The organism is Bradyrhizobium sp. USDA 4449, assembly GCF_054056275.1.
This window is the reverse complement of sequence record NZ_JBSRYD010000001.1, coordinates 771,680-794,428: the sequence shown is the minus strand read 5'-3', so window position 1 is coordinate 794,428 and position 22,749 is coordinate 771,680. Positions and strand designations below refer to the sequence as shown.

Genomic DNA, 22,749 nt, shown 5'->3' with positions numbered 1-22,749 from the left:
GATGCGCTCCTGTGTCAGGCGGGTGAAGTCGTGCGGCCGAGCTGGGCATGGCGGGCATAATGGTGCGCGCTGCCGCCGAACAGCGTATCGAAGGCGACGAGCCGCTTGAAATAGGCGCCGACCTCGAGCTCCTCGGTGACGCCCATGCCGCCGTGAAGCTGGATCGACTGCTCGCCGACGAAGCGGGCGCATTTGCCGATCTTCGCCTTCGCAGCCGATGCAGCGCGGGCCCGCTCGACCGGCGCGCTGTCGGCCTTCAGCGCGGCGCGCAGCGCCATCGAGCGCGCCTCGTCGACCTGAATGGCCATGTCGGCCAGGCGATGGCGGATCACCTGGTTGGCGGAGAGCGGCCGGCCGAATTGCTTGCGGATCTTGGTGTAGTCAAGCGTGGTGTCGAGCAGCGTCTGCATGATGCCGACAGCCTCGGCACCAAGCGCAGCCATCGCACGATCGACGGCCCATTCGATCGCCGGCAGTGCGTTTGCGCCACCGCCGAGCAGGGCGTCGTCCGGCAACTGCACGTCGGAGAGTTCGATGTTGCAGGCTCGTCCCCCGCCGAGACGTTGGTAATCGGAAATCGCGAGCCCCGCTGCCGTCGCCGGCACCATAAACAGCCCGATCCGTCCTGATGGTCCCCGATGATCATGCAGATGCGCTGACACGATGATCTCGTCGGCCGCATGGCCGTCGAGCACGGCGATCTTGCTGCCGGTGAGGTGCCAGCCTTGTGCCGTCTTGGTCGCCGATGTCGCGACCTTGGCAAGATCGAACCGCGCGGCACGCTCGGAATGCGCGAAGGCGAGCTTCAATGTTCCGTCCGCGATCTTGGGCAGGTTCGCCTGCTTCTGCTCCGTCCCGCCGCATCGCTCGATCAACGCGGCGCCGAGCACGACCGTTGCGATGTACGGCTCGGACACCAGCCCGCGGCCAAACGCGTCCATCAAGATGCCGATCTCGACCGGACCGCCGCCGAGGCCGCCGAACTCTTCCGGGATCGGCAACGCCAGCCAGCCGAGCTCGGCGAACTGCTTCCAGACTTCAGGGCTGAAGCCGAGTGGGTCCTTCGCCGTCTTGCGGCGGTGGTCGGCGTCGTAGCTCGCGGCCACGAAGCGTTCCGCGCTCTCGCGCAGCAGTCGTTGCTCGTCGCTGAGATTGAGATCCATGTCTTTACTCCGCGGCCGCCGGCTTGCGCACGGAGGGATGCAGTCCGGATGGATCGACCACCATGCCGAACTCCTGAAGGTTGTGGGCGTGACAGAGCTGATGCAGAGCGAAGGCCTGATCGATCGCGGCGGGCTGCCCCATCACGTCGACCGAGCGGTTCACCGCCTCCTTGGTCAGCTTCAGCGCAAAGGACGGCTTTGCCGCGATCCGGCGCGCGAGCTCCAGCACGCGCGATGACAGCTCCGCGCGCGGCACGACCTGGTTCACCATGCCGAGCTGGTGAGCCTCCTGCGCACTCCACGAGTCGGCGGTGAACAGAAATTCCTTGGCCTTTCGAGGCCCGAGCTCCCAGGGATGCACGAACCATTCGACGCCGCAGACGCCCATGGTGACGACGGGGTCGCAGAACTGCGCATCGTCGCTGGCGACGATGAGGTCGCAGGCCCAGGCCAGCATCAAGCCACCGGCGATGCACTTGCCGTGCACCTCGGCGATGGTGGGCTTGGCCAGGTTGCGCCAGCGCCGCGTGATCTGGAGATATATCTCCTGTTCGCGCGCGAAGCGGCCGTGGGCGTTGGCTTCCGCAAAGCCGCCCCAATTTCCTACCGGCGGAAAATCTGTGCCTGCGGCATTTCTGGGCCCCGGGCGCAGATCGTGGCCGGAGGAGAAATGCGGCCCGTTGCCAGCCAGGATGATCACCTTGATCGCATCGTCCTGCACCGCCGTGTCGAAGGCGGCGTTGAGGTCGTAGGTCATTTGCAGGTTCTGCGCGTTGCGCGCGTCGGGCCGGTTCATCACGATCCGGGCGATCGCCGGCTCCGGCCGCTCCACGAGGATGGTCTCGAACGAGGACATGGCGCGCTCCCTGCATTTTCGTCTCGTTGGCCGCGAGTTGACTATGTCGCGTGCTGGCAGGCAAGGGGCTTGCGTCAGCCGGCTGCTTTTCGCGCCGCCGGCGCGGGATATCTGGCGTCGGATGCACTCGATCTGGTAGCTTGCGCCCGATTCCACCGGGAGAAATTTGATGCGCAAGATCCTGACCGTGCTGGCGGCGCTGGCCTCGCTCAGCCTCACCAATTGCGGCTACAACGCCATTCAGAGCCAGGACGAGCAGATCAAGGCCAACTGGTCCGAGGTGGTGAACCAGTATCAACGTCGTGCCGATCTCGTGCCCAATCTGGTCAATTCGGTGAAAGGATTTGCGCAGCAGGAAAAGGACGTGCTGCTCGGCGTCACCAACGCCCGCGCCAAGGTCGGCAGTATCCAGGCGACGCCGGAGGTGCTCAACGACCCCGCTGCCTTCCAGAAATTCCAGGCCGCCCAGGGCGAGCTCTCAAGCGCGTTGTCGCGGCTCCTCGTGGTCACGGAGAACTATCCGCAGCTCAAGTCGGACGCGCTGTTCAGGGATTTGATGTCGCAGCTCGAGGGCACCGAAAACCGCATCACGGTCGCGCGTAACCGCTACATCAAGTCGGTCCAGGACTATAACGTCACCATCCGCTCGTTCCCGACCAATCTCACGGCGATGATGTTCAGCTATAAGGAAAAGCCGAACTTCTCGGTTGAGAACGAGAAGGAAATCTCGACCGCGCCGAAGGTCGATTTCAATCCCACGCCTGCGCCCTCGAAGTAAGCGCGTTCGTCCCCGATGCGCGCCCCACCCATTGCTGTCATTCCCCGAGAAAGCGGGGAATCCAGTACGCCGCGGCCTTTCCGGACCGCGCTGGCGTCTCTGGAATACTGGTTCGCCCGGTCAAGGGGGGCGATGACACTGAGTGTGTGGCGCGCAACGATTGTGGCGACGCTTTTCCTTGCCTTCGTCCTCCCCGCCGCGGCCGACGTCGCCATCCCGCAACTGACCGGCCGCGTGGTCGACCGGACCGGCACGTTGTCGAGCGGCGACATCGCCGCATTGTCGCAGAAGCTCAGCGATTTCGAGGCGCGCAAGGGCAGCCAGATCGCCGTGCTGATCGTGCCGACGACGGAGCCGGAGACGATCGAGCAGTTCTCGATCCGTGTCGCTGAAGCCTGGAAGATCGGCCGCAAGAAGGTCGACGACGGCGCGATTCTCGTCGTCGCCAAGAACGACCGGCACTTGCGCATCGAGGTCGGCTACGGCCTCGAAGGGGCGCTCACCGACGTGACCTCGCGGCGGATCATCGATGAGGTCATCACGCCGAAATTCAGGGACGGTGATTTCGCCGGCGGCATCTCGGCCGGCGCGGAGCGGATGATGCGCGTCGTCGACGGCGAGCCATTGCCGGCTCCTTCGCGCAGCGTGAATTTCGCCAATCTGGATGATATCGGGCCGGCTGTTCCGTTTGTCCTGTTTGCCTCGCTCGTCGTCGGCGGATTCTTGCGCGCACTGCTGGGGCGGCTGCTGGGCTCGGTCGCGACGGGCAGCATGATTGGCCTTCTTGCGCTGCTCATCCTCGGATCCGGCGTGCTGGCCTTGCTCGCCGGAATCATCGCCTTCGTGTTGTCCTTCATCGCCGATCTGTTTCCGGCATCGACGGGGTCGTCGCGCGGTGGTTCCTGGTCGAGCGGCTCCTCGTCGGGCGGCTGGAGCAGCGGATCGTCGTCCAGTGACAGCGGCAGCTTCAGCGGGGGCGGCGGCAGCTTTGGTGGCGGCGGCGCCTCGGGGAGCTGGTAGTCATGAGCATCGGACGTATCACCAGGCATCTCCTCCAGCACCACTGGCGTGCGAGGCAAGTGTTCCCGAAAAGTGTGCTCGAGCGCATCGAGCGGGCGATCAAGCAAAGCGAGAGGACGCATTCCGGTCAGGTCCGGTTCGTCGTGGAAGGTGCGCTCGACGGCCGGCCGCTGTTCCGCAATCAGCACGCTCGCGAACGCGCGCTCGATTTGTTCTCGCATCTGCGGATCTGGGACACCGCGCACAACAATGGCGTGCTGATCTATCTGCTGCTCGCCGACCGCGATGTCGAGATCATCGCCGATCGCGGCATCGATGCGAAGGTTGGTGCCGCGGGCTGGGAGGCGATCTGCCGTGCGATGGAGGCCGAGTTCGGCGCGGGCCGATTCGAGCGCGGCGTGGTCTCCGGCATCGAGGCGGTGTCGCGGGAGCTTGCGAAGTACTATCCGCCCGCGGGGCCACATCCGAACGAGCTGCCGGATGCGCCGGTGGTGATGTGATCGCGGCAGTCTGGATTGCTTCGCGGCGCTCGCAATGACGCATTGGCAGATGCGCCTGCGTGTTCAATCATCCAGCTTGTTCAAATCCCGCACCGACTGCATGATCGGCTCGAAGTTCGATCGTGCATCGAGCGCTTCGAACAATTGCGTGGTGTCTTCCAAGAGGCCGTGTGATCGCGCAATCGCGATGCGCACGTCTTCCTGCGGTGTGTCGGACAGCCTTCCGTGCCCGGACAGCAGGATCTTGGTGTTCAGCCCCTTGATGCGCTCCAGCGACTGGATGTAGTCGGAGATGCTGCCGGAGCCGAACACGCCGCCCATCACGCCGCCGGGCATCAAGGTATCAGCGGCAAACAACAAGCCCTTATCCTGCTCGAACAGCGTGATGCAGGCCGAGGTATGGCCCGGCGTGTACATCACATTGAGGCGGAAATTGCCGAGGTCGATCAGGTTGCCCTCCTCGAGCCAGATGTCGATATTGATAGGCACGTTCGGCTCGTTGAACATCTTGCGCAGCATCGAGAAATCGTCGCGCAGCATGATCTTGTTGGCGGCCAGACGATGGGCAGCCACATAGGTGCGGCGCTCGTTGAAGTGCCAGGCCGCGCCGATATGGTCGAGATGCTCGTGGCTTAGCACCACCATGTCGATCTTCTCGGGCGGGCATCCGGCGAAGCTCAGGCACTCGGCCATCGCCGGATAGTTGGAGGACAGGCCGACATCGATCAGGATGGTGCGTGCCGAGCCGCGCACCAGATAAGCGTTGGCAGCGCGGTTGAAAAAGCGGATCTGGTAGACGTCATCGGCCGCCTGGATCAGCGAGCAGACGTCGTTCTTCATCAGGATCGGGAATGCGGTCGGCTTGCGCTCACTCATGATTGCGCCGCCCGGTAGGTGACGGCGTTGGAAGCGCGCAGGCGTTTCGATAATGCGTCCATCACCATCAGCGCAAACGCCGGTTGCTGGCTGACGAGATAGACGAAGCGCGCGTGGTTGATCCGCATCACCTTCGTATCAGGCGCCGATGCGATCGCGGTCGCCGAGCGGGCCGAGCCGTCGATCACGGCCATCTCGCCGAAGAACTCGCCCTTGCCGAGCTTGATGATGCTGGTTTTGCGGGCGCCGTCGAGTTTGGCGATCTCGACCTCGCCGTCGAGCACGACGAACAATTCGCGGCCGGTCGAGCCCTCCTCGAAGATGACGTCATCGACACCGAACGCGTTGATGCATTTCTCGATTGTCATGGCACCCCCCAAACGCCTTCTGGCTGACGGGACGGCCCATGTTAACCGGGGAACGGTCACGGGCAAACACCGGCCGTTCCGGCCATTGCTCCGCCGTTCATCTTCATCCGGTTACAAATTGTTTCATGCCGGCCACGCGGGTTCCACTTTCCCGACCCAATTCGGCCCCGGACGAGTTCCTAAAATTTCGGTAAGCGGGTCCCGAGGTAAGGAATTCGCAAGCAATGAAAGTTACCAAAAGGTCAACCGAGACTGGAGTATTTGAGCCGTGAGCGAACCCATGCCCGAACTGGCTGGCCAGGACAGCGCCGCAGATGCCGCCGGAGCAGCCGTGCCGCCGGCCGTCGAGGCTGCCGCCGGCATCGATGCCCCTTCGATCGCCCCCGACCATGAGACGCCGCCCAAAGCAGATGCCCCGGCCGTCGAGCCGCCCCGGATCGTGGTCCCGAAGTTCGAGGGTAAGGCTGAACCCAAGGCTGAACTCGAGCCCGAGCCCAAGGCGGAGCCCAAGGTCGCGCCCAAGGCGGAGCCAAAGCCCGGCAAGCTCATCGTCATGGCGCCCCCGGAGCAGTCGTGGGAGCGCGAAGAGTTCGCCCCGCATGTGAAGGCTGACGAGGTGCGGGATACTGCCGGCAAGCGTCGCCTTTCGGCGATGGCCGCGGTCGTCGCGATCGCGGCTTGCGTCGGCGCCGTCAGCGGCGCGCTCGCGACCGCCGGCATGATGCATTTCGCCGGTCCGGCACCGGCGCAGGTCGCCGATACCAGCGCGCTGGATGCGTCCATCTCCCGGATCGACGCCGACATCGTCGCGCTCAAGGCCAATGTCGAGCACAGCTCGAAGAATGGCCTCAGCCAGATCAACCGGGCCAATGATCGTCTCGACAAGCTCGAGAAGGCGCAGGCGGAGCCGATGGCCAGGCTCGCCAAGCTGTCCGAGGCCGTCGACAAGCTCCGTGCCACGCCGCCGTCCGCCCCTGCGCAGGCTGCCGCCGTGGCGCCCGCCAAGGAAACCACCGGCACGATAGCAGCACCGGCCCCGACCCAGGTTGCGACGGCTGCTCCTGCGGCGGCTCCCGTGCCTGCTGCGCCCAAGACCGAAGTCGGCCGCCTGCCGACGATCGAGGGTTGGAGGCTGCGCGACGTCGCCAACGGCGGCGCGCTGATCGAAGGCCGGAGTGGCCTGTACGAGGTCTATGCCGGGGATCCCATCCCCGGAATCGGCCGCGTCGACGCGATCCGCCGTCAGGATGGGCGCTGGGTGGTCGTCACCAGCAAGGGCCTGATCGTCGGCCGCTAAGCGTCCGATATCTCAATTTCGACGAGGCGCTTCACCACCGCGTGAAGCGCCTTTTCACTTGAATAGGCTGTCGTCCGCGGTGTTAGTGGAGGCATGAGCCGCGCGCTGCGAATTCTCCTGGCTGCCGCCATGTGGTCCGGCAGCATCATGTCGCTCTCGGCAGCAGAGAACGCGCCGCTCGCACGCGGCACCGCGATGACTGATCCCGATCTCCTGCGCAGGCTCGACCGGAGCGGTGCGCTGTCGATCTCCCGCCTGTTGCAGCCCGAGCGCAACGCGAATGCTCCGCTGACGAGCGACCTGCTGTTCACATCACTGTCACAGCTCGAGGAGATTCCGCCGGCGATCGATGCGGAGTTCGATCGTTACATCGCCCGGCACAAGCGGGCTTCGCCGAGCGAGACCATCGGCGTCGGCGAGGGTTTCGACGTCCAGCTGTTCGATCGGGCGGCGCTGAAGTCGGCCAATACCCGCTTCGTGCTGGCGGGCATCGTCAACCGCATGGACCGCGCCTATGTGTCGGAAGAGTCCTGCGGCGAGATCCGCCTGATCTATCGTCTGGTGCGGTTCGACACCAAACCGGATGGCGGTAACACCGCGACGCGCCTGCCGATGACGTTCAATCTGGTGATGAAGGCACGCGATGCGCGCCAGCTTGATCAGAGCGGCAAGCCTGTCACCTGTGTCGAAGTCGCGCGGCGCTGGCTCGGCAATGGCGACTGGCAGGGGCTGATCGGCAGCCGCGCCGCGCCTTACGATGCCATGCTCGACCGCGTCGAGACCAACATCCAGATCTCGATCTCACCCAAATCGGCACTGCACGATTTCCGCTCCGACTATCTGCTCAAGGTGTTCAAATACGACGGCGCGACCAAGATCTTCGAGGAATCGACGCTGGAGAACCAGATCGATCGCGACCGCATCCTCGCGGATGACGCGCTCCGGCGCGACTTCAAGGCCTGGCTGCTGTCATCGGCGAATCTTCGCGAGTTCGATCGGGGCACCGTGCTGATCCCGGAGAAATATCTCGCCAAAGCTGCCGTGGCACCAACTCCTGCGGGCCTCGACGCCTCCCCGTTGCAGCCGGAGTTCGGCATGATGCAGGGGGAAGAAAAAGGCGAGGGCAACGATCCCATCTTCGCGGACGATGACGTCGTCGGTGCGCTGAAGCAGGCGGCGGCGCGCGGCATCACCATGGAAAACATCCGCTCGGTCGCAGGCTTCCAGCGCCGTCTCAATGACGTTACCTGCTCGGGCTGCCACCAGACCCGCGGCATCGGCGGCTTCCATTTTCCTGGTGTGGACTGGCTGACGGAGGGGGCTTCAAATTCGACCATCGTGCCGGCCTCGCCGCATTTCTTCGGCGACCAGCTCCGCCGCCGCGACATCCTGGCAGCGTTCGCAGCCGGCAAACGCCCTGATTTTTCGCGCGGATTTGCCGGCCGGCCGCAGACCCGCGGCGCCCAGGAACTCGCCGGCACCGAATATTTGGACGGCTGGGGCGCCCATTGTTCCCTGCAAAACGAGGGATCGGGAACGCCGGATCAGAGTTTTACGTCATGGACCTGTGCTAAAGGTCTCACCTGTCAGCCTGCGGCGGCCTCGAGCCGCATTGGCATGTGCTTCATCAAGACGCGTTAGGCCCGCCCCCAACCGGTTCGGATGACCCATGACGGACACCCGCGACGCTAACAAGGAGCGCAATCGCGAGATCGCGCGCAACGAGGAAGCTAAACAGGTCACCGGCAGCATCCGCGTCAGCGCCTGGGCGGTCGCGGTCGTCGTCATCATTGGCGGCATCCTGTTCACGCTCGGCTGGCTGGCGCTGAGGTAAGAGGCGCCTTCACTTCGCATAATTCGTCATCCGCTTCCCCGGAAGCAGCTCATAGGCTGGCTTCCAACCGGGCAGCGCGGCCATGCGGCCGAGCCAGCCGTGGACGGCAGGATGGCTTGCGGCGAAATCAAAGCGGTGCTCGTCGCTCGGGTAGTGCAGATAGGCCATCATCGAGATATCTGCCACAGTCGGCTTGCTGCCGATCGCGAACGCGTTGTTCTGGAGATGTCCGTCGAGAATGCCGAGGAAGTCATCGAGCCGCCGGCGAAAATGCTTCAGCACCTGCGGATCGTTCTTCTGGGTGAAGGCTCGCATGAAGCGGTAAGTCGCCATGTAGCCGGTGAGTTTGTGGTTGTCCCAGAACAGCCAGCGCAGCAGCTCGTATTTTTCGCTTTCCGTCGCGGCGCCGAAGCGGCCATATTGTTCGGCAAGCTTGAGGAGAAGAGGCGCCGTCTGCGTCATCTTCACGCCGTCGACTTCGAGCACGGGAATCTCGCCCATCTCGTTGACGGCCTTGCGCCATTCCGCGGTGCGCGTGACCCCGCCGGCGAAATCGGTCCACACAGGCTCGAACGTCTCGCCGCAAAGCGTCAGCATCAGCGCCAGCTTGTAGCTGTTGCCGGATTCGGGGAAGTAGTGCAGGCGATAGGCGGGCATGGGACCTCACGGAGACGAATTTGCCGTGAGACTATATCGCGATAGTGCGGCATCGTCGTTGCGAGCGCAGCGAAGCAATCCAGCAATGCATTCGCGGTGGGCTTCTGGATTGCTTCGCTGCGCTCGCAATGACGGGGTGAGCGCGATGCGCCCCCTTACCCCACAGCTCCCTTCGACCGCAGCTGCTTGATCGCGGCCTCGTCATATCCCGCGCCGCGCAAAATCTCGTCACTGTGCTCGCCGACGTCGGGCGGCTTGCGCGGCTGCACCTTCTTGGTGCCGTCGATCCAGATCGGCGAGTTGATGGTGAGCATGCCGTCGTTCTCGAACGGCACCAGCACCTCGTTGTCGAGCATCTGCTTGTCGTCAGGGATGTCGTCCAAAATGCCCACAATGCCGAACACCAGCCCGTTGCCATCCAGGATCTTGCGCCATTCGGCGAGGTCCTTCGTCGCAAAGGTCTCGTCAAAGATCTTGATCAACTCGATCGAGCGGGCGTGACGGTCGGGCTTGGTGGCGAAACGCGGATCGTTGATCAGGTCCTCCCGCCCCAGGCATGTGGCCAGTGTCGGCCACTGCTTCTCCTCGTTGAGCAGCGACAGTATCAGCCAGCGACCATCCTTGCATTGGTAGTGGTTGGCAACAGCGTTGAGCGCGCGCTCGCGCGGCCGCCGCTCGCTGAACTTGGCGCCGCACAGCTTTGCCTGGGCCAGCACGCTCGCCGCCCACACCCCGTTCGCCATCAGATTGGAGGCGACATGAGAGCCCTTGCCGGTCTTCTCGCGCTGATACAGTGCGGTGACGATCGCGCTGTACAGCGCCATGGCGCAGGGATGGTCGCCCATGCCGGCGATCGAGCGCGCCGGCGTCGTGTCGGTGTCGGCGCGGACGAGGTCCATCAGGCCGGAGCGCGCCCAATAGGCGTTGCTGTCGAAGCCGGGCTTGTTGGCTTCCTCGCCCTTCTCGCCATAGCCGGTGAAGGAGGCGTAGATCAGCCGGTCGTTGAGGTGGGCGAGGTGGTCATAACTGATGCCGAGCCGGCCGCGTACCGGCGGCGGCATGTTGGTGATGAAGACATCGGCCTCCTCGACCAGTCTGTAGAGCACGGCCTGCGCCTCGGGCTTGGAAAGGTCGAGCGCGAGGCTCTTCTTGTTGCGAGCCTCCAACAGCCACGCATAATTGTGCTCGCCGGTGGGATAGCCGGGCAGGTTGGGCAGATTGCGGTAGGGATCCCCAGTGCCGGGCGGCTCGATCTTGATGACGTCGGCGCCGAAATCGGACAGCACGGTCGCAGCCGCGGGCGCCGCGATGAAGCTCGCGCAGTCGAGAACCCTGAGCCCTGCAAAAATTCCTTTTTCCATCGCGGCGTTGCTCCCTCGCTCTTGTTGTTTCCCGCCGGCTGGAATTTCCGCGGGTCGCTCGTGGAGGCGCATTAGACCGATGTTTCAGCGCGATGCAACGGCCCTCGCGGGCCTCACTCCTCTCCGGCGAGCAGCGCTGCGTTGCCGCCGGCTGCGGCGGTGTTGATGGTCACGGTCTGCTCGGTGGCGAAACGCGGGAGATAGTGCGGGCCGCCGGCCTTGGGGCCGGTTCCGGACAGGCCGTTGCCGCCGAACGGCTGTACGCCCACCACCGCGCCGATCATGTTGCGATTGACGTAGATGTTGCCGACCTGGACGCGGTCGATAATGGCCTCGATCGTGTCGTCGATGCGCGAATGGATTCCGAGCGTGAGTCCGTAGCCGGCATGCTCGATCGACTGCAGCACATGTTCGAGCGTCTCGGCGCGGTAGCGCACCACATGCAGGATCGGGCCAAAGACCTCCTTGGTGAGCTGGCCAGCATCGCGCAGCTCGAAGATATGCGGCGCGACGAAGCAGCCCCCCGGCGCGATGCCGGCAAAGTGCAGCCGCGCCTCCGACTTCATCCGCGCGATATGCGCATCGAGCCGCTGCTTGGCATCAGTGTCGATCACCGGGCCGACATGGGTCGCGACCTCAGAGGGATCGCCGATCTTCAACTCGCGCGCCGCGCCCGCGATCATCTCGATCATGCGGTCGGCGACGTCCTCCTGCACGAACAGCAGCCGCAGCGCCGAGCAGCGCTGGCCGGCGGAACGGAACGCCGAGGTGACGACGTCGTCGGCGACCTGCTCGGGCAGTGCGGTGGCATCGGCGATCATGGCGTTGATGCCGCCGGTCTCCGCGATCAGCGGCACGATCGGTCCGTCCTTGGCGGCGAGCGTCCGGTTGATGTGGCGCGCGACCTCGGTCGAGCCGGTGAAGACGATTCCGGCAATATCGGCGTGCGCGGTCAACGCTGCGCCGATGCGGCCGTCGCCGGTGACGAGATGCAGCGCGCTTGCGGGGATGCCGGCCTCGTGCAGCAGGGCGACAGCCTCGCGCGCGATGCGCGGCGTCTGCTCGGCGGGCTTCGCAACGACGCTGTTGCCGGCCATCAAGGCCGCGGTGACCTGGCCGAGGAAAATCGCCAGGGGAAAATTCCATGGCGAGATCGCGACGAACACGCCGCGGCCGCGCATGGCAAGCGCGTTGCTTTCGCCGGTCGGGCCCGGCATCGCGGTCTCGCTGCCGAACAGCTTCCGGCCCTGCGCGGCATAATAGCGGCAGAAATCGGTGGCTTCGCGCAGCTCGGAGAGCGCGTCGTCGAGCGTCTTGCCGCCTTCGGTTTGCAGCAATGCGAGGAAATGCGCGCCGCGGCTTTCCAACAGATGTGCGGCCTGCTCCAACGCCGCCGCGCGTACCGCCGCAGGCGTCCGGCTCCATCCAGCAAAGCCCGCACCGGCCGCCGTGATCGCCGCGCTCGCCTGCTCGAGGGTCATATCTGTGACCGGCTTGAGATCGGGCGCCGCGGCCTTGACGTCAGCCAGCAGCCTATCGAGCGCTGCGCGCTCGCCGAACTCGATGCCGGCTGAATTATGCCGCTCCGGCGCGAACAGATCGCCCGGCAGCGGAATCCTGGCGTGGTGCGCGTGATCGGGACGGACGATGAGATCGACCGGACGCTTCAACAGCGCCGGTACCGGCACGCGATAATCGGCCGCCTGCGCCACGAAGGACGAGTTGGCGCCGTTCTCCAGGAGCCGCCGCACCAGGTAGGCGAGCAGGTCGCGATGGCTGCCGACCGGCGCGTAGGTGCGGTAGGCGATCTCAGGATGGTCCTTGGCGAGCTGCTCATAAAGTGCTTCGCCCATGCCGTGCAGGCGCTGGAATTCGAAGCCGGAGCTGTCGCCGGCAAGCTCGAGCACGGTTGCGACGGTGAGCGCGTTGTGGGTCGCAAATTGCGGGAAGATGCGCGGCCGCAGATTCAAAAGTTTGGAGGCGCAGGCGACATAGTTCATGTCAGTCATCGCCTTGCGGGTGAATACCGGATAACCGTCGAGCCCACGCTCCTGCGCGCGCTTGATCTCGGTGTCCCAATAGGCACCCTTGACCAGGCGCACCATCAGCTTGCGATCATGGGCGCGCGCGAGTTCGTGGATGTAATCGATCACCGCGCTGGCGCGCTTCTGATAAGCCTGGATCGCAAGCCCGAAGCCGTCCCATCCCCCAAGCGAGGGATCGGCCAGCGTGGCCGCGATCACGTCGAGCGACAGCTCCAGCCGGTCGGCCTCCTCGGCGTCGACGGTGAAGTTGAGGTCGTGGGCCTTGGCGCGCTGCGCGAGGTCCAGCAGCTGCGGCACGAGCTCGGCCATCACGCGGTCGCGGCTGATCGCCTCGAAGCGCGGATGCAGCGCCGAGAGTTTCACGGAGATGCCCGGCCGGTCGGGCAGGGGATGGTTGCCCGCGGCCTTGCCGATCGTCAGAATCGCGCTCGCATAGGCATCGAAATAGCGCTTGGCATCCGCAGCGGTGCGCGCGCCTTCGCCGAGCATGTCGAAGGAGTAGCGCGGCCTCTCACCGGAGCGCGGCTTGCCTCGCTCCAGCGCCTGCTCGATGGTCTCGCCCAGCACGAAATGATTGCCCATCAGCCGCATCGCCTGGCGTGTGGCGGTGCGCACGGCGGGCGCGCCGAGCCGCTTCACCAGCCGGCCGATGGTGCCGTCAGGTGTCTCGCCGGGCTGGATCACCCGCGCCGAGAGACCGAGCGCCCAGGCCGAGGCGTTGACCAGGAATGCGGTGGACTTGGTCTCGTGATGGATGAAGTCGCCCTCGCCGAGCTTGTCCTCGATGAACTGGTCGGCGGTGCGCGCGTCAGGCACGCGCAGCAGCGCCTCCGCCAATACCATCAGCGCGAGGCCTTCCTTGGTGGAGAGCGCAAACTCCCGCAGCATGTCCTCGACCCCTCCGAGCCGGTCGTCGCGCTTGCGGATCGCCTCGATCAGGCGCGTCGCGGTGCGGTCGATCCGCGCTTCCTGCGGGGGGCTGAGATGCGCCGATGGAAACAGCCGTGCAGCGATGTCGGCATCGTCAGGGGCGTACGGAGCGGAGAAGGGCGGCGGGATGGTCGGCATGGCGTGTCCTGTGGCTGAAAACCAGGATAAGGCCCACGTAACCGTAGTTCGATAGACAAAATAGCCATTCTACCTTAGAAAATGAAGGTCAACAGCTCATTGGTCGTGTGAAATATGGAACTCGATCGGATCGACCGGAAAATCCTCTCGATTTTGCAGGAAGATGGGCGAATCGCCAATGTCGAACTCGCCGAGCGCATCGGACTGTCGCCGACCTCGATCGGCGAGCGGCTGAAGCGCCTGCAGCGCGAGGGGTTCGTCGAAGGCTATGGCGCGCGGCTCAATCCGCACCGGCTGGGCCTGGGCTTGCTCGTGTTCGTCGAGGTGCTGCTCGACAAGACCACGCCTGACAATTTCGAGCGCTTTGCACGCGCGGTGAAACTCGCGCCGGAAGTGCTGGAGTGTCACATGGTTGCAGGCGGCTTCGACTATCTGGTGAAGGCGCGGCTGGCCGACATGACCGCGTATCGGCGCTTCCTCGGCGAGACCCTGCTGTCGATGCCGGGCGTGCGGGAGACGCGCACCTATGCGGTGATGGAGGAGATCAAGCGCGACGCACCGCTGCCGGTGGGCTGACGAAATGCGGTCGCGATTGTCACTGCTGCGGCGTTGATCTACGATTTCTCCAGGCAAATAGCCTTTCGTGTGCAGTCGCAACGCCTGTCGTCGAATGCACGGATCGTCTTCTGAAATTTTCTTGGCCTCACTCCCGGACTGACCCGGGAGGCAGCAAGAGCTGGCGGCTTATACTTTGAGGTTCTCTGCGGAGGTCTTGCCCCGGTTTGCGATCTCTTCGTATTCCACCGTCTGTCCTTCGTTCAGGGACGACAGACCGGCTTTCTGCACTGCCGAGATATGCACGAACACATCCTTGCCACCCGACGCAGGCTGGATAAATCCATAACCCTTGGTCGGGTTGAACCACTTGACCGTACCTTTAGCCATAACGACTTCTCCGCGGGTCTTCCTCCGAGATCACGAACCGCCAGTCCCCGCCAACCGGCCGGTTCGGTCCTACAGGATACGCGGAATGAGGCGGGCTTGGTAGATCAAACCACATCAGCATTTCGCCGAAATTCGCTCAACTTCGCAGCGTTTTTGCCTGTTTTGCCCGTTTCGCGGTCAATTGACCCTGACACCGTCAATAAGTCGCGGCCAGATAGTCCACGATCTTGCCGACGTCGGCATCGTCGATCGGTGCGCCATAGACCTTGATCATCTTGGTGACCTCGGCCTGCCAGAAGGCTTTCTTGTCGTTCATCGGCGGCTGCGTCGCGATGTAGTCGGACGAGTGGCAGGCGGTGCAATTGCCTTGAACCACTTCGAGATTGGGCCCAGCCTTGAAGGCCGCGACCTCGTCCGGCGTCTTGTAGTCGATCGGTGCTGCAAGGGCCGAACCCAGCATGGCGGTGACGGCGAGCGTAACGGCGCCGAGAACGGTGCGCTGCATGATCATTCTCCTCAGGCCACGCTGGCGCGGACGGTTTCGACGACATTGCGCAGATAACCCGCCGGGTTCCAGCGCGGCGTGTCGGGCTGCGTCTCACCGGAATTGCTGGTCGCGCGCACCTTGAACTCGACCTGGCCCGCGGCAAGCTTCACCGGCAGCTTCCATTCGCGGAAGGAGTATTTGCCGAGATCCTTGCCGAGCTTGGCGGAGGCCCACGTCTTGCCGCCATCGGTGGAGACGGACACGTCCTTGATGCCTTTGCCACCATCGAAGGCGATGCCGCGCAACGTCGTGCGGCCGGCCTTCAGCTTGGCGCCATCGGGCACATTGGTGATGAAGGAGCGGATGGTGAAGCGGTTGATCGGGATCGTCGCCTTGGGTGCCGTGCCGGGCGGGACCGAATTGTCCGGCGTATCCGGAATGCGGTAGGCCGACTTCATCCAGAATCCGTCATAGACGGAATCGAGGACGGTGATCTCGTTGAGGTGCTTGACCCAGTAGGTGCCGTAATAGCCCGGCACGATCAGGCGCAGCGGAAAGCCGTTGAGGAACGGCAGGTCCTCGCCATTCATGCCATAGGCCAGCATCACCTCACCGTCGGTGGCGTGATCCAGGTCGAGCGCCTTGGCGAAGTCGGGCGTCTTGTCGCTGACCGGCCCGTCCACGCCGCCGAACACGACCTGCTTGGCGCCGGTCTGCACGCCCGCCATTTCCAGCACGGTCTTCAGCGGCACGCCGCGCCAGCGCGCATTGCCCATCGCGCCATTGGCGAGCTGGCCGCCGGCGACGCGCGGCTCAAAGAAGCCGCGGCTGTTACCGGAGCACTGGTTGACGGCGACGATCTCGGTCGCCTTCATCTTCCTGATGTCCTTCAGCGACAGCTTCAGCGGCTTGTCGACCTTGCCCTTGACCTCGAGCGTGAACTTGTCAGGGTCGAGATCGTAGGGCAGGCCGGCGAGGTGGTAGCGCACGAAGAACGCGTTATTCGGCGTGATAGGGCCGTCGTTGAACACCGCGAATGGCGTCTCGAGCTGCGGCGGCCGGCTGGTGAGCCCGATCATCGGCCGCTTCTGGGGATATTTCACCAGCGGCCGCTCGCCATTGGCAAACGGCAGGGTGACCGAGTCGAGAGCCAGTGCCCTGGTTGAATTCAGTGTGGCCGTCAGTGCGGCAAAACCCGCTCCTTTCAGCAGGTCGCGTCGGTCGAACATGTCGTCTCCTCCCGGAGCTTTTCGTTGGCCCGCGGTCATCACCGCAACACCCACGTTCATCTGTCTCAACCATCACGTTGAAGTCAATTCGTGCTTTCGCAGCAAGCCCATGCCGCTGCGCCGCAACACACCGGTGCTACGCCGCGACGCGCGCGTCGCCGGCGATGAGGGGGGACAATGTCCTGGTGTCGGCGACGACGCGCACGACCATCGGCTCGTCGCGGCCGCGGATCGCGACCTCCTGCTTGGGCAGTGCCTCCTCGTCAAGGCCGGCGGTGCGGCGGACTTCCTCGGAGACCACAGCCTCGCAGGCGAGCGTCTTGGTCATGTCCTGAAGGCGGGCGGCGACGTTCACGGCATCGCCGAGCGCGGTAAAGACGATGTGGTCGCGATAGCCGATGTCGCCGATAATGACCTCGCCGCCATGGACGCCGATGCCGAAGCGGATCGGCTGGCGCAGGTCGTGGCTCAGCAGCTCGTTGAGCTCGTCGACATGGGTTGCGATGGCGGCCACCGCCTTCAGCGCCTGCCGGCTCGCGGTGTGCGGATCGGTTGTGAGGCCAAACAGCGCCAGCATGCCGTCGCCGACGAACTGGTTCGGCTGGCCCCCGTTCTCGATCACCGCCTGCGACACCGCGCCAAGGAAACGATTGACGATGAAGACGGTGTCGAATGGCAGCCGCTTCTCGGCGAGCTGGGTCGAGCCGCGCATGTCGACGAACAGGCTGACGAGATAGCGCTCCTGACCGATTCGTGCCGGCGAGGACGCTTGCGCGTTGCCCGACAGCATCTGTGGCGTGAACAGCTGGAAGAAGGAGAGATCGCAGTTTGGCCGCAGCTGGCAGGCGAGGCGGATCGAGGGATCGGCGGTGCCGACGCGAGCCAGCACGAAGGCCTCGCGCTGCGACGGCTCTGGCAATGTGTCGTGGTCGCCGATGATGCGGATCCGGCAGGTCGAGCAGCGGGCGCGGCCACCGCAGACGCTGGCATGCGGCACGTTGTGGCGCAGGCTCGCTTCCAGCACGGACAGGCCTTTGGGCACGCGCACGGTCTTGCCGTTGCCGTAGGACAGCGCGATCATGCCGCCACGCCGCTCGCGCCAGCCGCGCACGCCGCGCGCGAGCAGCGCCAGCCCGAGCAGCCCGAAGTAACTGATCGTCAGTCCAGCGCTGATGCGGTCGAGCGTGTCGGCCTGTGCGAACGTGCCGACCTCGCGCTGCGTGTAATTCTGCCGGCGCCAGTCGCTGTCCTCGCTGTCGGCGGCGACACTGCGGCCACCCTGGTAGATGCCGAGCAGCGCCAGCGTCGGGATCAGCACGGCGGCCGCCAGCAGATACGGTGCGGCGCGCATGAAGAACGGTTTCAGCCGGAGCCAGAAATAGATGCCGATGCAGCCGTGCACCCAGGCGACGATCAGCAGGATCGTCATCGTCCAGAGCCGGCCGGGCGCCACGACGAAAAACAGATAGAGCTCCTGCGGATAGAGCTTCTCGTGCCCGTACAGCGTCTGGCCGAGCCGGATGCCGATGACATGCGCCATGACCAGCGCCGGAATGCTCAGCCCCAGCACGAGCTGCAGCGGCTCGATCGCCCGCCAGCGGAACTCGCGGCGCTGGTACAGCGCATAGACGCCGAGACCCATATGGGTGAGGGCCGCGCTATAGAACACCATCGCGACGGGCAGGAACTGCCAGAACGCGATGTGGTAGTAGACGCCGACCTGCATGGCGTCGACCGAGATGTTGCCCAGCGCGTGGTTGAGGAAATGGCTGATCACGTATGCAAACAGGATGACGCCGCAGGCCAGCCGCACCTGCCGCGCGCTGGTCGAGCGGACGAGTTCGGGCAATCGTGAAAGCGTGGTGGCGGCCATGATTCGCTTGTACCAGTTCACTGAGGAGAACAGCCAGTAGAGAGTTAAATTCCGCTGATAGACGGCCCTTCCGATCACATGCGCGGCAAGGTTACCTGACGGTAAGCATCGTTCACCCCAACGGTCCCGGCCCGGGACGGCCGACAAGACCGCAACACCCACCACATTGACTCCCCCTCACAAGTCAGGGAAAAGCGCGGCCGTGACGATCGCTACCGACATCACCATGAAGCCCAGCGGCGCGTTGCGCCGGCCTCTGGTCATTGCCGCGTTGGTGATCGCCGCGATGACGGTGCTGCGCATCGTCTATGCCTCCGCGATCGAGCTGCGCACCGACGAGGCCTATTACTGGACCTGGTCGAAGGAGGGAGCGCTCAGCTTCCTCGATCATCCGCCCGGCATCGCCTGGCTGATCCGATTCGGAACCGCGATCTTCGGTGACACCGTGCTCGGCGTTCGCTTCGGCGGCATCGTCGCAATGCTGGTCACGCAGTTGTTGCTCGCCGATATCGTCCGTCGCCTCACCCATGATGTGCGCGCGGTCGTTGTTGTGGTGCTGATGCCCGAGGCCGCGCTCTATTACGGCCTGCTGATGGCCAAGGTTGCGCCCGATGTCGCCATGATCCCGTTCGCGGTGGCGATGATGTGGTCGCTGGTGCGGCTCGCGCAGAGCGGCGACGGGCGGTGGTGGCTCGCAGCCGGCCTGTTCGCGGGCCTGTCGCTGCTGTCGAAATTCACCGCGATCATGTTCGCGCCGGCGGTCGCCGCTTTTCTGCTGGTGCCGGATTGGCGCTGGCGCTGGCTGCGCAGCCCCTATCCCTATCTGGCGCTGCTGATCGCGATCGGTGTGTTCTCGCCGGTGCTGATCTGGAATGCCCAGCACGACTGGGCCTCCTTCCGTTTCCAGGGCGTGCGCGCCACGGCCAATTACGGCATCTCGCTGCGCACCATCGGCGACTACATCGGCCTGCAATTCGGTCTTGTCGGATTCGTCATGTTGCCGGTGGTGCTGTCCGGCCTCGCGATGACGGCATGGCGTGGCTATCGCTCCCGTGAGCCGGTGGCGATCCTGCTGTCGACGGCGGTGCTGGTGCCCTTCGCCTATTTCCTCCTGAAGTCGATGACGCTCAGGGTCGGCGATACCTGGCCGATGTTCATGTGGCCGGTTGGTTTCGCGGCCGCCGCCGTGAACCTCGCGATGCTGTCGAAGGAAGGCCGGTCCGCGCAGACGATCCGGTCGAGCCTGTTCTGGGTCAACACGGCCCTGGTTTCGGGGATCGCCTTCGTCGTGGTCGTGTTCCTCTATTATGTCGCGGCGCCCTGGAATTTCCTCGGCAAGATCGATCCGATCGGTGCCGAAGCCGGCTTCGATCAGGTGGCCGCACGCGCACAGGCCGCGCTGGATGAGACAGGCGCGACCTGGATCGCAACCACCGACTATCGCACCTACGCCATGATGCGCTGGCTGTTCCGCGGCCGGGTCCCCGTGATCGAGATCAACGAGCGTGGCCGCTTCCAGGACTTTCGCGATCCCGGTATGGACCGGATCAGGGGGCATGCGGGACTCTATATCGGTCGCCGGCCCGACGATGACTCGCCGGTGTGGCAGCAGATCCCGGCAAGGCGCGCGCCATTGGCGCAAGTCGAGCGGCGCTGGCGCGGTGTCCTGATCGATACCTACACGCTCGACAAGCTCACCGGCTGGACCCCGGAGCTTTCGCCGCCAAAGGATTCGCCGCTGTTCCCGTGGAGGGTGCTGGCGTGGGAATTCGCGGAGCGCTCGCTCTCCTAGCGCTACGCCTCGTCCTCTTTCCTCCGCAGCAAATCCGTCGCCAGATCCGACAGTTTTGGCGGCGGCAGGGCGGCGAATGGCAGCGGCCTTGTGACGTCTATCGCGGCCAACCCCAGCCGCGCCGTCAACAATCCGTTGAGCATGCCTTCACCCAGCCGCTGCGACAGTTTTGCCGCGATCCCGTGCCCGAGCATCTGCTGCACCAGGCTGTCGCTCGCGGCGAGGCCGCCGGTGATGGCGAGATGGGCGATGACGTGGCGGAGCAGGCGGATCATGCCGAGCGCGCCGGGTCGGCCGCCATAGAGCCGGGCGAGCTGGCGGATCAGGCGCAGCGAGGCGACGAGCACGAAGAGCACGTCGAACAGCGCGCGCGGCGACACCGCCGTGACGATCGAGACCCGCTGGGCGGCCGACGACACCAGCCGCCGCGCCTCTGTATCCAGCGGCGACATCAATTCGCGTTCGGCGAGCCGGATCATGTCGGCCCCGTCGATGATCTCCCCGGTATGGCTCTCCAGCGTCGCGCGCGCGCGGGCAAGCTGCGGGTTCTGGTGCGCGATGGCGATCAGATCCCGCACGATGGCGCGGCTCTCCTTGCGATCGTCGCTCAAGAGCACTTCGGCGGCACGCCGGTGCAGCTTCTCGATCGTCGCAAGCCGCGCGAGCCCGAGCGCCTCGCGCCCGATCACCACGGCGAGCGCAAGCGTCACGATGAAGGCGAGCGCGAGCCCGACAAAGCCGAGGCTCTCGCTGCGCGCAAACAGGCTCTCGATCAGATTGACGACGCCGAGCCCGGTGCCGAGCAGCGTCAGGCCGGCGAGGCCGGACCAGAACAGCGCGCCCCAGGGAAAGCCGCGCCGCGCCGGCAGCGCGGTTTGGACCGGTACCGGCAGCAATGATGGATCGGGCTCCGGCGTGATCTGGATGCTGGCGCGGCTGAGCCGGCTGATCTCGTCGGCCTCGGTCACGACGACGCCGGGATCGTCAAGCCGGAACGTCGCCGGCCGCCGTGGCTTCGATGGGTCGCTCATGCCAGCTTGTCTCCGATCAGGAACTGCAGGGCACGGTCCAGGCGAATGTGGGGCAGCGCGGGCTCTTCAGTGCCTTCACGTTCGAGCATTGGCGGGCGGAAGCGCAGAAAGCGAAAATCGCTCGTCTCGCCGGCCTGCGTCGACGATCCGCGGAATGCATCCGTGCCATTGAACAGCGGTTCGGGATCCAGTGGGAGGTCGCCCGGAAAAGTCGCAACCTCCGTGTTGCCGTCGAAGAACTCGCCGCCGGCACTTTCGCCCGCCGCCGGCGTGCCCAGGATCGAGGGCAATTTGTCGCGGCCGTTGCTGACCTGAGCTTCGCGGGTGGCGCGGACGGCGGCAAGCGCCACGACATCGATCTGCGCGCCGGTATCTTCCGCGCGCGCCACGGCGCGGGTCACCGCGCGGCGCAGCACGGCTTCGAGCCGGTCGTGGCTGGAATGATGCAGATGATCCGCTTTGGTCGCCGCGAACAGGATGCGGTCGATACGCGGCCTGAACAGGCTGGACAGGAACGTGCTGCGGCCGATGCGGAAGCAATCGAGAATACCTGACAGCGCCGCTTCGAGATCGTGCAGTGCTTCAGGTCCCGCGTTGAATGCGGCGAGCGCATCGGCGAGCACGATCTGTCGATCGAGCCTTGCGAAATGATCCCTGAAGAAGGGTCGCACCACGACGTCCTTGTAGGCCTCGTAGCGGCGCACCATCATCGCCCACAGCGATCCCTCCGGCGCCTGTCCGCCTGTGGGGACGTCGAGCGGAGCGAAGGTCAGCGCGGGCGTTTCCGCAAGATTGCCGGGCATCAGGAAGCGGCCGGGTGGCAACAGGCTCATCGCAAAGCGTTCGTCGCGGCAGGCGCGCAAATAGCTGGTGAAGAGCTTTGCAGCCGCGAGCGTCGCCTGCTCGTCCTCGCGCGCCTCGGGCTTGAGCGTTGAGAGATGCGCGTGCCAGTCCGCGGCCAGATGCGCGCGCGGCGCTTCGCGCGACAACGCCAGGCTTTCGGCGGACCACTGCTCAAAACTTTTCTGCAGCAGCGGCAGGTCGAGCAGCCATTCGCCGGGATAGTCGACGATGTCGAGCGTGAGTGTGCGGTCGGCGCCGTTTGGACGCTGATAGTCGATGACGAGACGCAGCTCGCTGATGTCGACGGTCGAGCTCGGCCAGCGCCGCTCCTCGATCAGCGCACGCAGGTGGTTCTCATAGGAAAAGCGCGGCACGGCGTCATCAGGCTGTGGCGCCAGATGGGCCCGCGCGATCCGGCCGGAGGCATAGGCCTCAAACACCGGAAGCCGGCCGCCGCGGGTCAGGCCGTGGATCAGCGCGGTGATGAATACGGTCTTACCGGCCCGCGACAGGCCCGTGACACCAAGCCGTACCGTGGGATTGAAGAAGTGCTCGCCATAGTCGATCAGCGCCCGGGCCGACAGGCGCGCCTCCTCGACCATATCCTGGAAACTGAATGCCATATGAACGTGATTGGTCTCGGGGCGCGGGCGGAACGGTGAAGCCGTTCACAAAAGTGGCAATTGCGCGGGGAAAATCAAGCTTCATACTTCCACCGCCTTTGTC

The 22,749-nt window shown here is 64.9% G+C and carries 21 protein-coding genes; 8 read left to right on the top strand and 13 right to left on the bottom strand.

The genetic code is table 11. The features are described 5' to 3' along the window. Positions 1-14: 14 nt before the first annotated feature. Both ACVIIW_RS03720 and ACVIIW_RS03715 read right to left on the bottom strand, forming a co-directional pair. On the bottom strand, positions 15-1,163 hold the full coding sequence (locus tag ACVIIW_RS03720; protein ID WP_456699499.1) for an acyl-CoA dehydrogenase family protein: 1,149 nt from the start codon (positions 1,161-1,163) through the stop codon (positions 15-17). 4 nt (positions 1,164-1,167) lie between these two features. Next, on the bottom strand, positions 1,168-2,019 hold the full coding sequence (locus ACVIIW_RS03715) for an enoyl-CoA hydratase (RefSeq protein WP_456699498.1): 852 nt from the start codon (positions 2,017-2,019) through the stop codon (positions 1,168-1,170). 169 nt (positions 2,020-2,188) lie between these two features. Here ACVIIW_RS03715 and ACVIIW_RS03710 point away from each other — a divergent pair, with 169 nt between their 5' ends. The 3 genes from ACVIIW_RS03710 to ACVIIW_RS03700 all read left to right on the top strand — a co-directional run bounded on the left by ACVIIW_RS03710 (position 2,189) and on the right by ACVIIW_RS03700 (position 4,317). Beyond that, a complete protein-coding gene (locus tag ACVIIW_RS03710; protein ID WP_456699497.1) occupies positions 2,189-2,797 on the top strand; it encodes a LemA family protein in 609 nt (202 codons plus the stop codon). A 132-nt stretch (positions 2,798-2,929) separates the two neighbouring features. Continuing rightward, positions 2,930-3,817 (top strand): TPM domain-containing protein, encoded by an 888-nt coding sequence (locus tag ACVIIW_RS03705; protein ID WP_456699496.1) that lies wholly within the window; start codon positions 2,930-2,932, stop codon positions 3,815-3,817. 2 nt (positions 3,818-3,819) lie between these two features. Further along, positions 3,820-4,317, top strand: a complete 498-nt coding sequence (locus ACVIIW_RS03700; RefSeq protein WP_456699495.1) for a TPM domain-containing protein — start codon at positions 3,820-3,822, stop codon at positions 4,315-4,317. A gap of 63 nt (positions 4,318-4,380) precedes the next feature. On the opposite strand, the gene ACVIIW_RS03695 is transcribed toward ACVIIW_RS03700, so the two are convergent. Both ACVIIW_RS03695 and ACVIIW_RS03690 read right to left on the bottom strand, forming a co-directional pair. Then, complete coding sequence (locus ACVIIW_RS03695) at positions 4,381-5,193, bottom strand: MBL fold metallo-hydrolase (protein WP_456699494.1); 813 nt, start codon at positions 5,191-5,193, stop codon at positions 4,381-4,383. Then, complete coding sequence (locus tag ACVIIW_RS03690; RefSeq protein ID WP_456699493.1) at positions 5,190-5,561, bottom strand: cyclic nucleotide-binding domain-containing protein; 372 nt, start codon at positions 5,559-5,561, stop codon at positions 5,190-5,192. Before ACVIIW_RS03690 ends, ACVIIW_RS03695 begins: the two co-directional genes overlap by 4 nt. Before the next feature lie 280 nt (positions 5,562-5,841). On the opposite strand from ACVIIW_RS03690, the gene ACVIIW_RS03685 reads away from it, so the two are divergent. The 3 genes from ACVIIW_RS03685 (at position 5,842) to ACVIIW_RS03675 (ending at position 8,692) form a co-directional block, all read left to right on the top strand. Beyond that, the gene (locus tag ACVIIW_RS03685) at positions 5,842-6,858 is read left to right on the top strand and encodes a hypothetical protein (RefSeq protein WP_456705079.1); all 1,017 of its coding nucleotides are present in this window, start codon (positions 5,842-5,844) and stop codon (positions 6,856-6,858) included. Positions 6,859-6,951: 93 nt separating this feature from the next. Next, complete coding sequence (locus ACVIIW_RS03680) at positions 6,952-8,499, top strand: hypothetical protein (RefSeq protein ID WP_456699492.1); 1,548 nt, start codon at positions 6,952-6,954, stop codon at positions 8,497-8,499. A 28-nt stretch (positions 8,500-8,527) separates the two neighbouring features. Then, positions 8,528-8,692, top strand: a complete 165-nt coding sequence (locus tag ACVIIW_RS03675; RefSeq protein WP_456699491.1) for a hypothetical protein — start codon at positions 8,528-8,530, stop codon at positions 8,690-8,692. Positions 8,693-8,701: 9 nt separating this feature from the next. Here ACVIIW_RS03675 and ACVIIW_RS03670 read toward each other — a convergent pair whose 3' ends face one another. From ACVIIW_RS03670 to putA, 3 genes are all read right to left on the bottom strand, one after another. Continuing rightward, positions 8,702-9,349 carry a glutathione S-transferase family protein gene (locus ACVIIW_RS03670; RefSeq protein ID WP_456699490.1) on the bottom strand — a complete coding sequence of 216 codons (648 nt, stop codon included), beginning with the start codon at positions 9,347-9,349 and terminating at the stop codon, positions 8,702-8,704. 155 nt (positions 9,350-9,504) lie between these two features. Next, positions 9,505-10,710, bottom strand: a complete 1,206-nt coding sequence (locus tag ACVIIW_RS03665; RefSeq protein WP_456699489.1) for a CaiB/BaiF CoA transferase family protein — start codon at positions 10,708-10,710, stop codon at positions 9,505-9,507. Positions 10,711-10,823: 113 nt separating this feature from the next. Next, positions 10,824-13,823, bottom strand: a complete 3,000-nt coding sequence (putA, locus tag ACVIIW_RS03660; RefSeq protein ID WP_456699488.1) for a bifunctional proline dehydrogenase/L-glutamate gamma-semialdehyde dehydrogenase PutA — start codon at positions 13,821-13,823, stop codon at positions 10,824-10,826. 114 nt (positions 13,824-13,937) lie between these two features. On the opposite strand from putA, the gene ACVIIW_RS03655 reads away from it, so the two are divergent. Continuing rightward, complete coding sequence (locus ACVIIW_RS03655) at positions 13,938-14,399, top strand: Lrp/AsnC ligand binding domain-containing protein (RefSeq protein ID WP_018643717.1); 462 nt, start codon at positions 13,938-13,940, stop codon at positions 14,397-14,399. Between the two features lie 168 nt (positions 14,400-14,567). Here ACVIIW_RS03655 and ACVIIW_RS03650 read toward each other — a convergent pair whose 3' ends face one another. From ACVIIW_RS03650 to ACVIIW_RS03635, 4 genes are all read right to left on the bottom strand, one after another. Next, positions 14,568-14,768 carry a cold-shock protein gene (locus ACVIIW_RS03650; protein WP_008134691.1) on the bottom strand — a complete coding sequence of 67 codons (201 nt, stop codon included), beginning with the start codon at positions 14,766-14,768 and terminating at the stop codon, positions 14,568-14,570. Between the two features lie 196 nt (positions 14,769-14,964). Beyond that, positions 14,965-15,273 (bottom strand): SorB family sulfite dehydrogenase c-type cytochrome subunit, encoded by a 309-nt coding sequence (sorB, locus tag ACVIIW_RS03645; RefSeq protein ID WP_456699487.1) that lies wholly within the window; start codon positions 15,271-15,273, stop codon positions 14,965-14,967. 11 nt (positions 15,274-15,284) lie between these two features. Next, complete coding sequence (gene sorA / locus ACVIIW_RS03640; protein WP_456699486.1) at positions 15,285-16,484, bottom strand: SorA family sulfite dehydrogenase catalytic subunit; 1,200 nt, start codon at positions 16,482-16,484, stop codon at positions 15,285-15,287. A gap of 136 nt (positions 16,485-16,620) precedes the next feature. Continuing rightward, entirely contained in the window at positions 16,621-18,357 is a 1,737-nt protein-coding gene (locus ACVIIW_RS03635; RefSeq protein ID WP_456699485.1) for an adenylate/guanylate cyclase domain-containing protein, read from the bottom strand. 226 nt (positions 18,358-18,583) lie between these two features. Here ACVIIW_RS03635 and ACVIIW_RS03630 point away from each other — a divergent pair, with 226 nt between their 5' ends. Then, positions 18,584-20,149 carry a glycosyltransferase family 39 protein gene (locus ACVIIW_RS03630; RefSeq protein ID WP_456705078.1) on the top strand — a complete coding sequence of 522 codons (1,566 nt, stop codon included), beginning with the start codon at positions 18,584-18,586 and terminating at the stop codon, positions 20,147-20,149. Positions 20,150-20,151: 2 nt separating this feature from the next. Here the strand turns inward: ACVIIW_RS03630 and ACVIIW_RS03625 are convergent, their stop codons facing one another. Next, the gene (locus ACVIIW_RS03625; protein WP_456699484.1) at positions 20,152-21,180 is read right to left on the bottom strand and encodes a YcjF family protein; all 1,029 of its coding nucleotides are present in this window, start codon (positions 21,178-21,180) and stop codon (positions 20,152-20,154) included. Next, positions 21,177-22,646 (bottom strand): YcjX family protein, encoded by a 1,470-nt coding sequence (locus ACVIIW_RS03620; protein WP_456699483.1) that lies wholly within the window; start codon positions 22,644-22,646, stop codon positions 21,177-21,179. The genes ACVIIW_RS03625 and ACVIIW_RS03620 overlap by 4 nt, the downstream gene beginning before the upstream one ends. Positions 22,647-22,749 lie beyond the last annotated feature (103 nt).

Coding starts and splice junctions, on each gene's coding strand:
- ACVIIW_RS03720 (WP_456699499.1), bottom strand. CDS start 1,163: ATGGATCTCAATCTCAGCGACGAGCAACGACTGCTGCGCGAGAGCGCG.
- ACVIIW_RS03715 (WP_456699498.1), bottom strand. CDS start 2,019: ATGTCCTCGTTCGAGACCATCCTCGTGGAGCGGCCGGAGCCGGCGATC.
- ACVIIW_RS03710 (WP_456699497.1), top strand. CDS start 2,189: ATGCGCAAGATCCTGACCGTGCTGGCGGCGCTGGCCTCGCTCAGCCTC.
- ACVIIW_RS03705 (WP_456699496.1), top strand. CDS start 2,930: ATGACACTGAGTGTGTGGCGCGCAACGATTGTGGCGACGCTTTTCCTT.
- ACVIIW_RS03700 (WP_456699495.1), top strand. CDS start 3,820: ATGAGCATCGGACGTATCACCAGGCATCTCCTCCAGCACCACTGGCGT.
- ACVIIW_RS03695 (WP_456699494.1), bottom strand. CDS start 5,193: ATGAGTGAGCGCAAGCCGACCGCATTCCCGATCCTGATGAAGAACGAC.
- ACVIIW_RS03690 (WP_456699493.1), bottom strand. CDS start 5,561: ATGACAATCGAGAAATGCATCAACGCGTTCGGTGTCGATGACGTCATC.
- ACVIIW_RS03685 (WP_456705079.1), top strand. CDS start 5,842: ATGCCCGAACTGGCTGGCCAGGACAGCGCCGCAGATGCCGCCGGAGCA.
- ACVIIW_RS03680 (WP_456699492.1), top strand. CDS start 6,952: ATGAGCCGCGCGCTGCGAATTCTCCTGGCTGCCGCCATGTGGTCCGGC.
- ACVIIW_RS03675 (WP_456699491.1), top strand. CDS start 8,528: ATGACGGACACCCGCGACGCTAACAAGGAGCGCAATCGCGAGATCGCG.
- ACVIIW_RS03670 (WP_456699490.1), bottom strand. CDS start 9,349: ATGCCCGCCTATCGCCTGCACTACTTCCCCGAATCCGGCAACAGCTAC.
- ACVIIW_RS03665 (WP_456699489.1), bottom strand. CDS start 10,710: ATGGAAAAAGGAATTTTTGCAGGGCTCAGGGTTCTCGACTGCGCGAGC.
- putA (WP_456699488.1), bottom strand. CDS start 13,823: ATGCCGACCATCCCGCCGCCCTTCTCCGCTCCGTACGCCCCTGACGAT.
- ACVIIW_RS03655 (WP_018643717.1), top strand. CDS start 13,938: ATGGAACTCGATCGGATCGACCGGAAAATCCTCTCGATTTTGCAGGAA.
- ACVIIW_RS03650 (WP_008134691.1), bottom strand. CDS start 14,768: ATGGCTAAAGGTACGGTCAAGTGGTTCAACCCGACCAAGGGTTATGGA.
- sorB (WP_456699487.1), bottom strand. CDS start 15,273: ATGCAGCGCACCGTTCTCGGCGCCGTTACGCTCGCCGTCACCGCCATG.
- sorA (WP_456699486.1), bottom strand. CDS start 16,484: ATGTTCGACCGACGCGACCTGCTGAAAGGAGCGGGTTTTGCCGCACTG.
- ACVIIW_RS03635 (WP_456699485.1), bottom strand. CDS start 18,357: ATGGCCGCCACCACGCTTTCACGATTGCCCGAACTCGTCCGCTCGACC.
- ACVIIW_RS03630 (WP_456705078.1), top strand. CDS start 18,584: ATGAAGCCCAGCGGCGCGTTGCGCCGGCCTCTGGTCATTGCCGCGTTG.
- ACVIIW_RS03625 (WP_456699484.1), bottom strand. CDS start 21,180: ATGAGCGACCCATCGAAGCCACGGCGGCCGGCGACGTTCCGGCTTGAC.
- ACVIIW_RS03620 (WP_456699483.1), bottom strand. CDS start 22,646: ATGGCATTCAGTTTCCAGGATATGGTCGAGGAGGCGCGCCTGTCGGCC.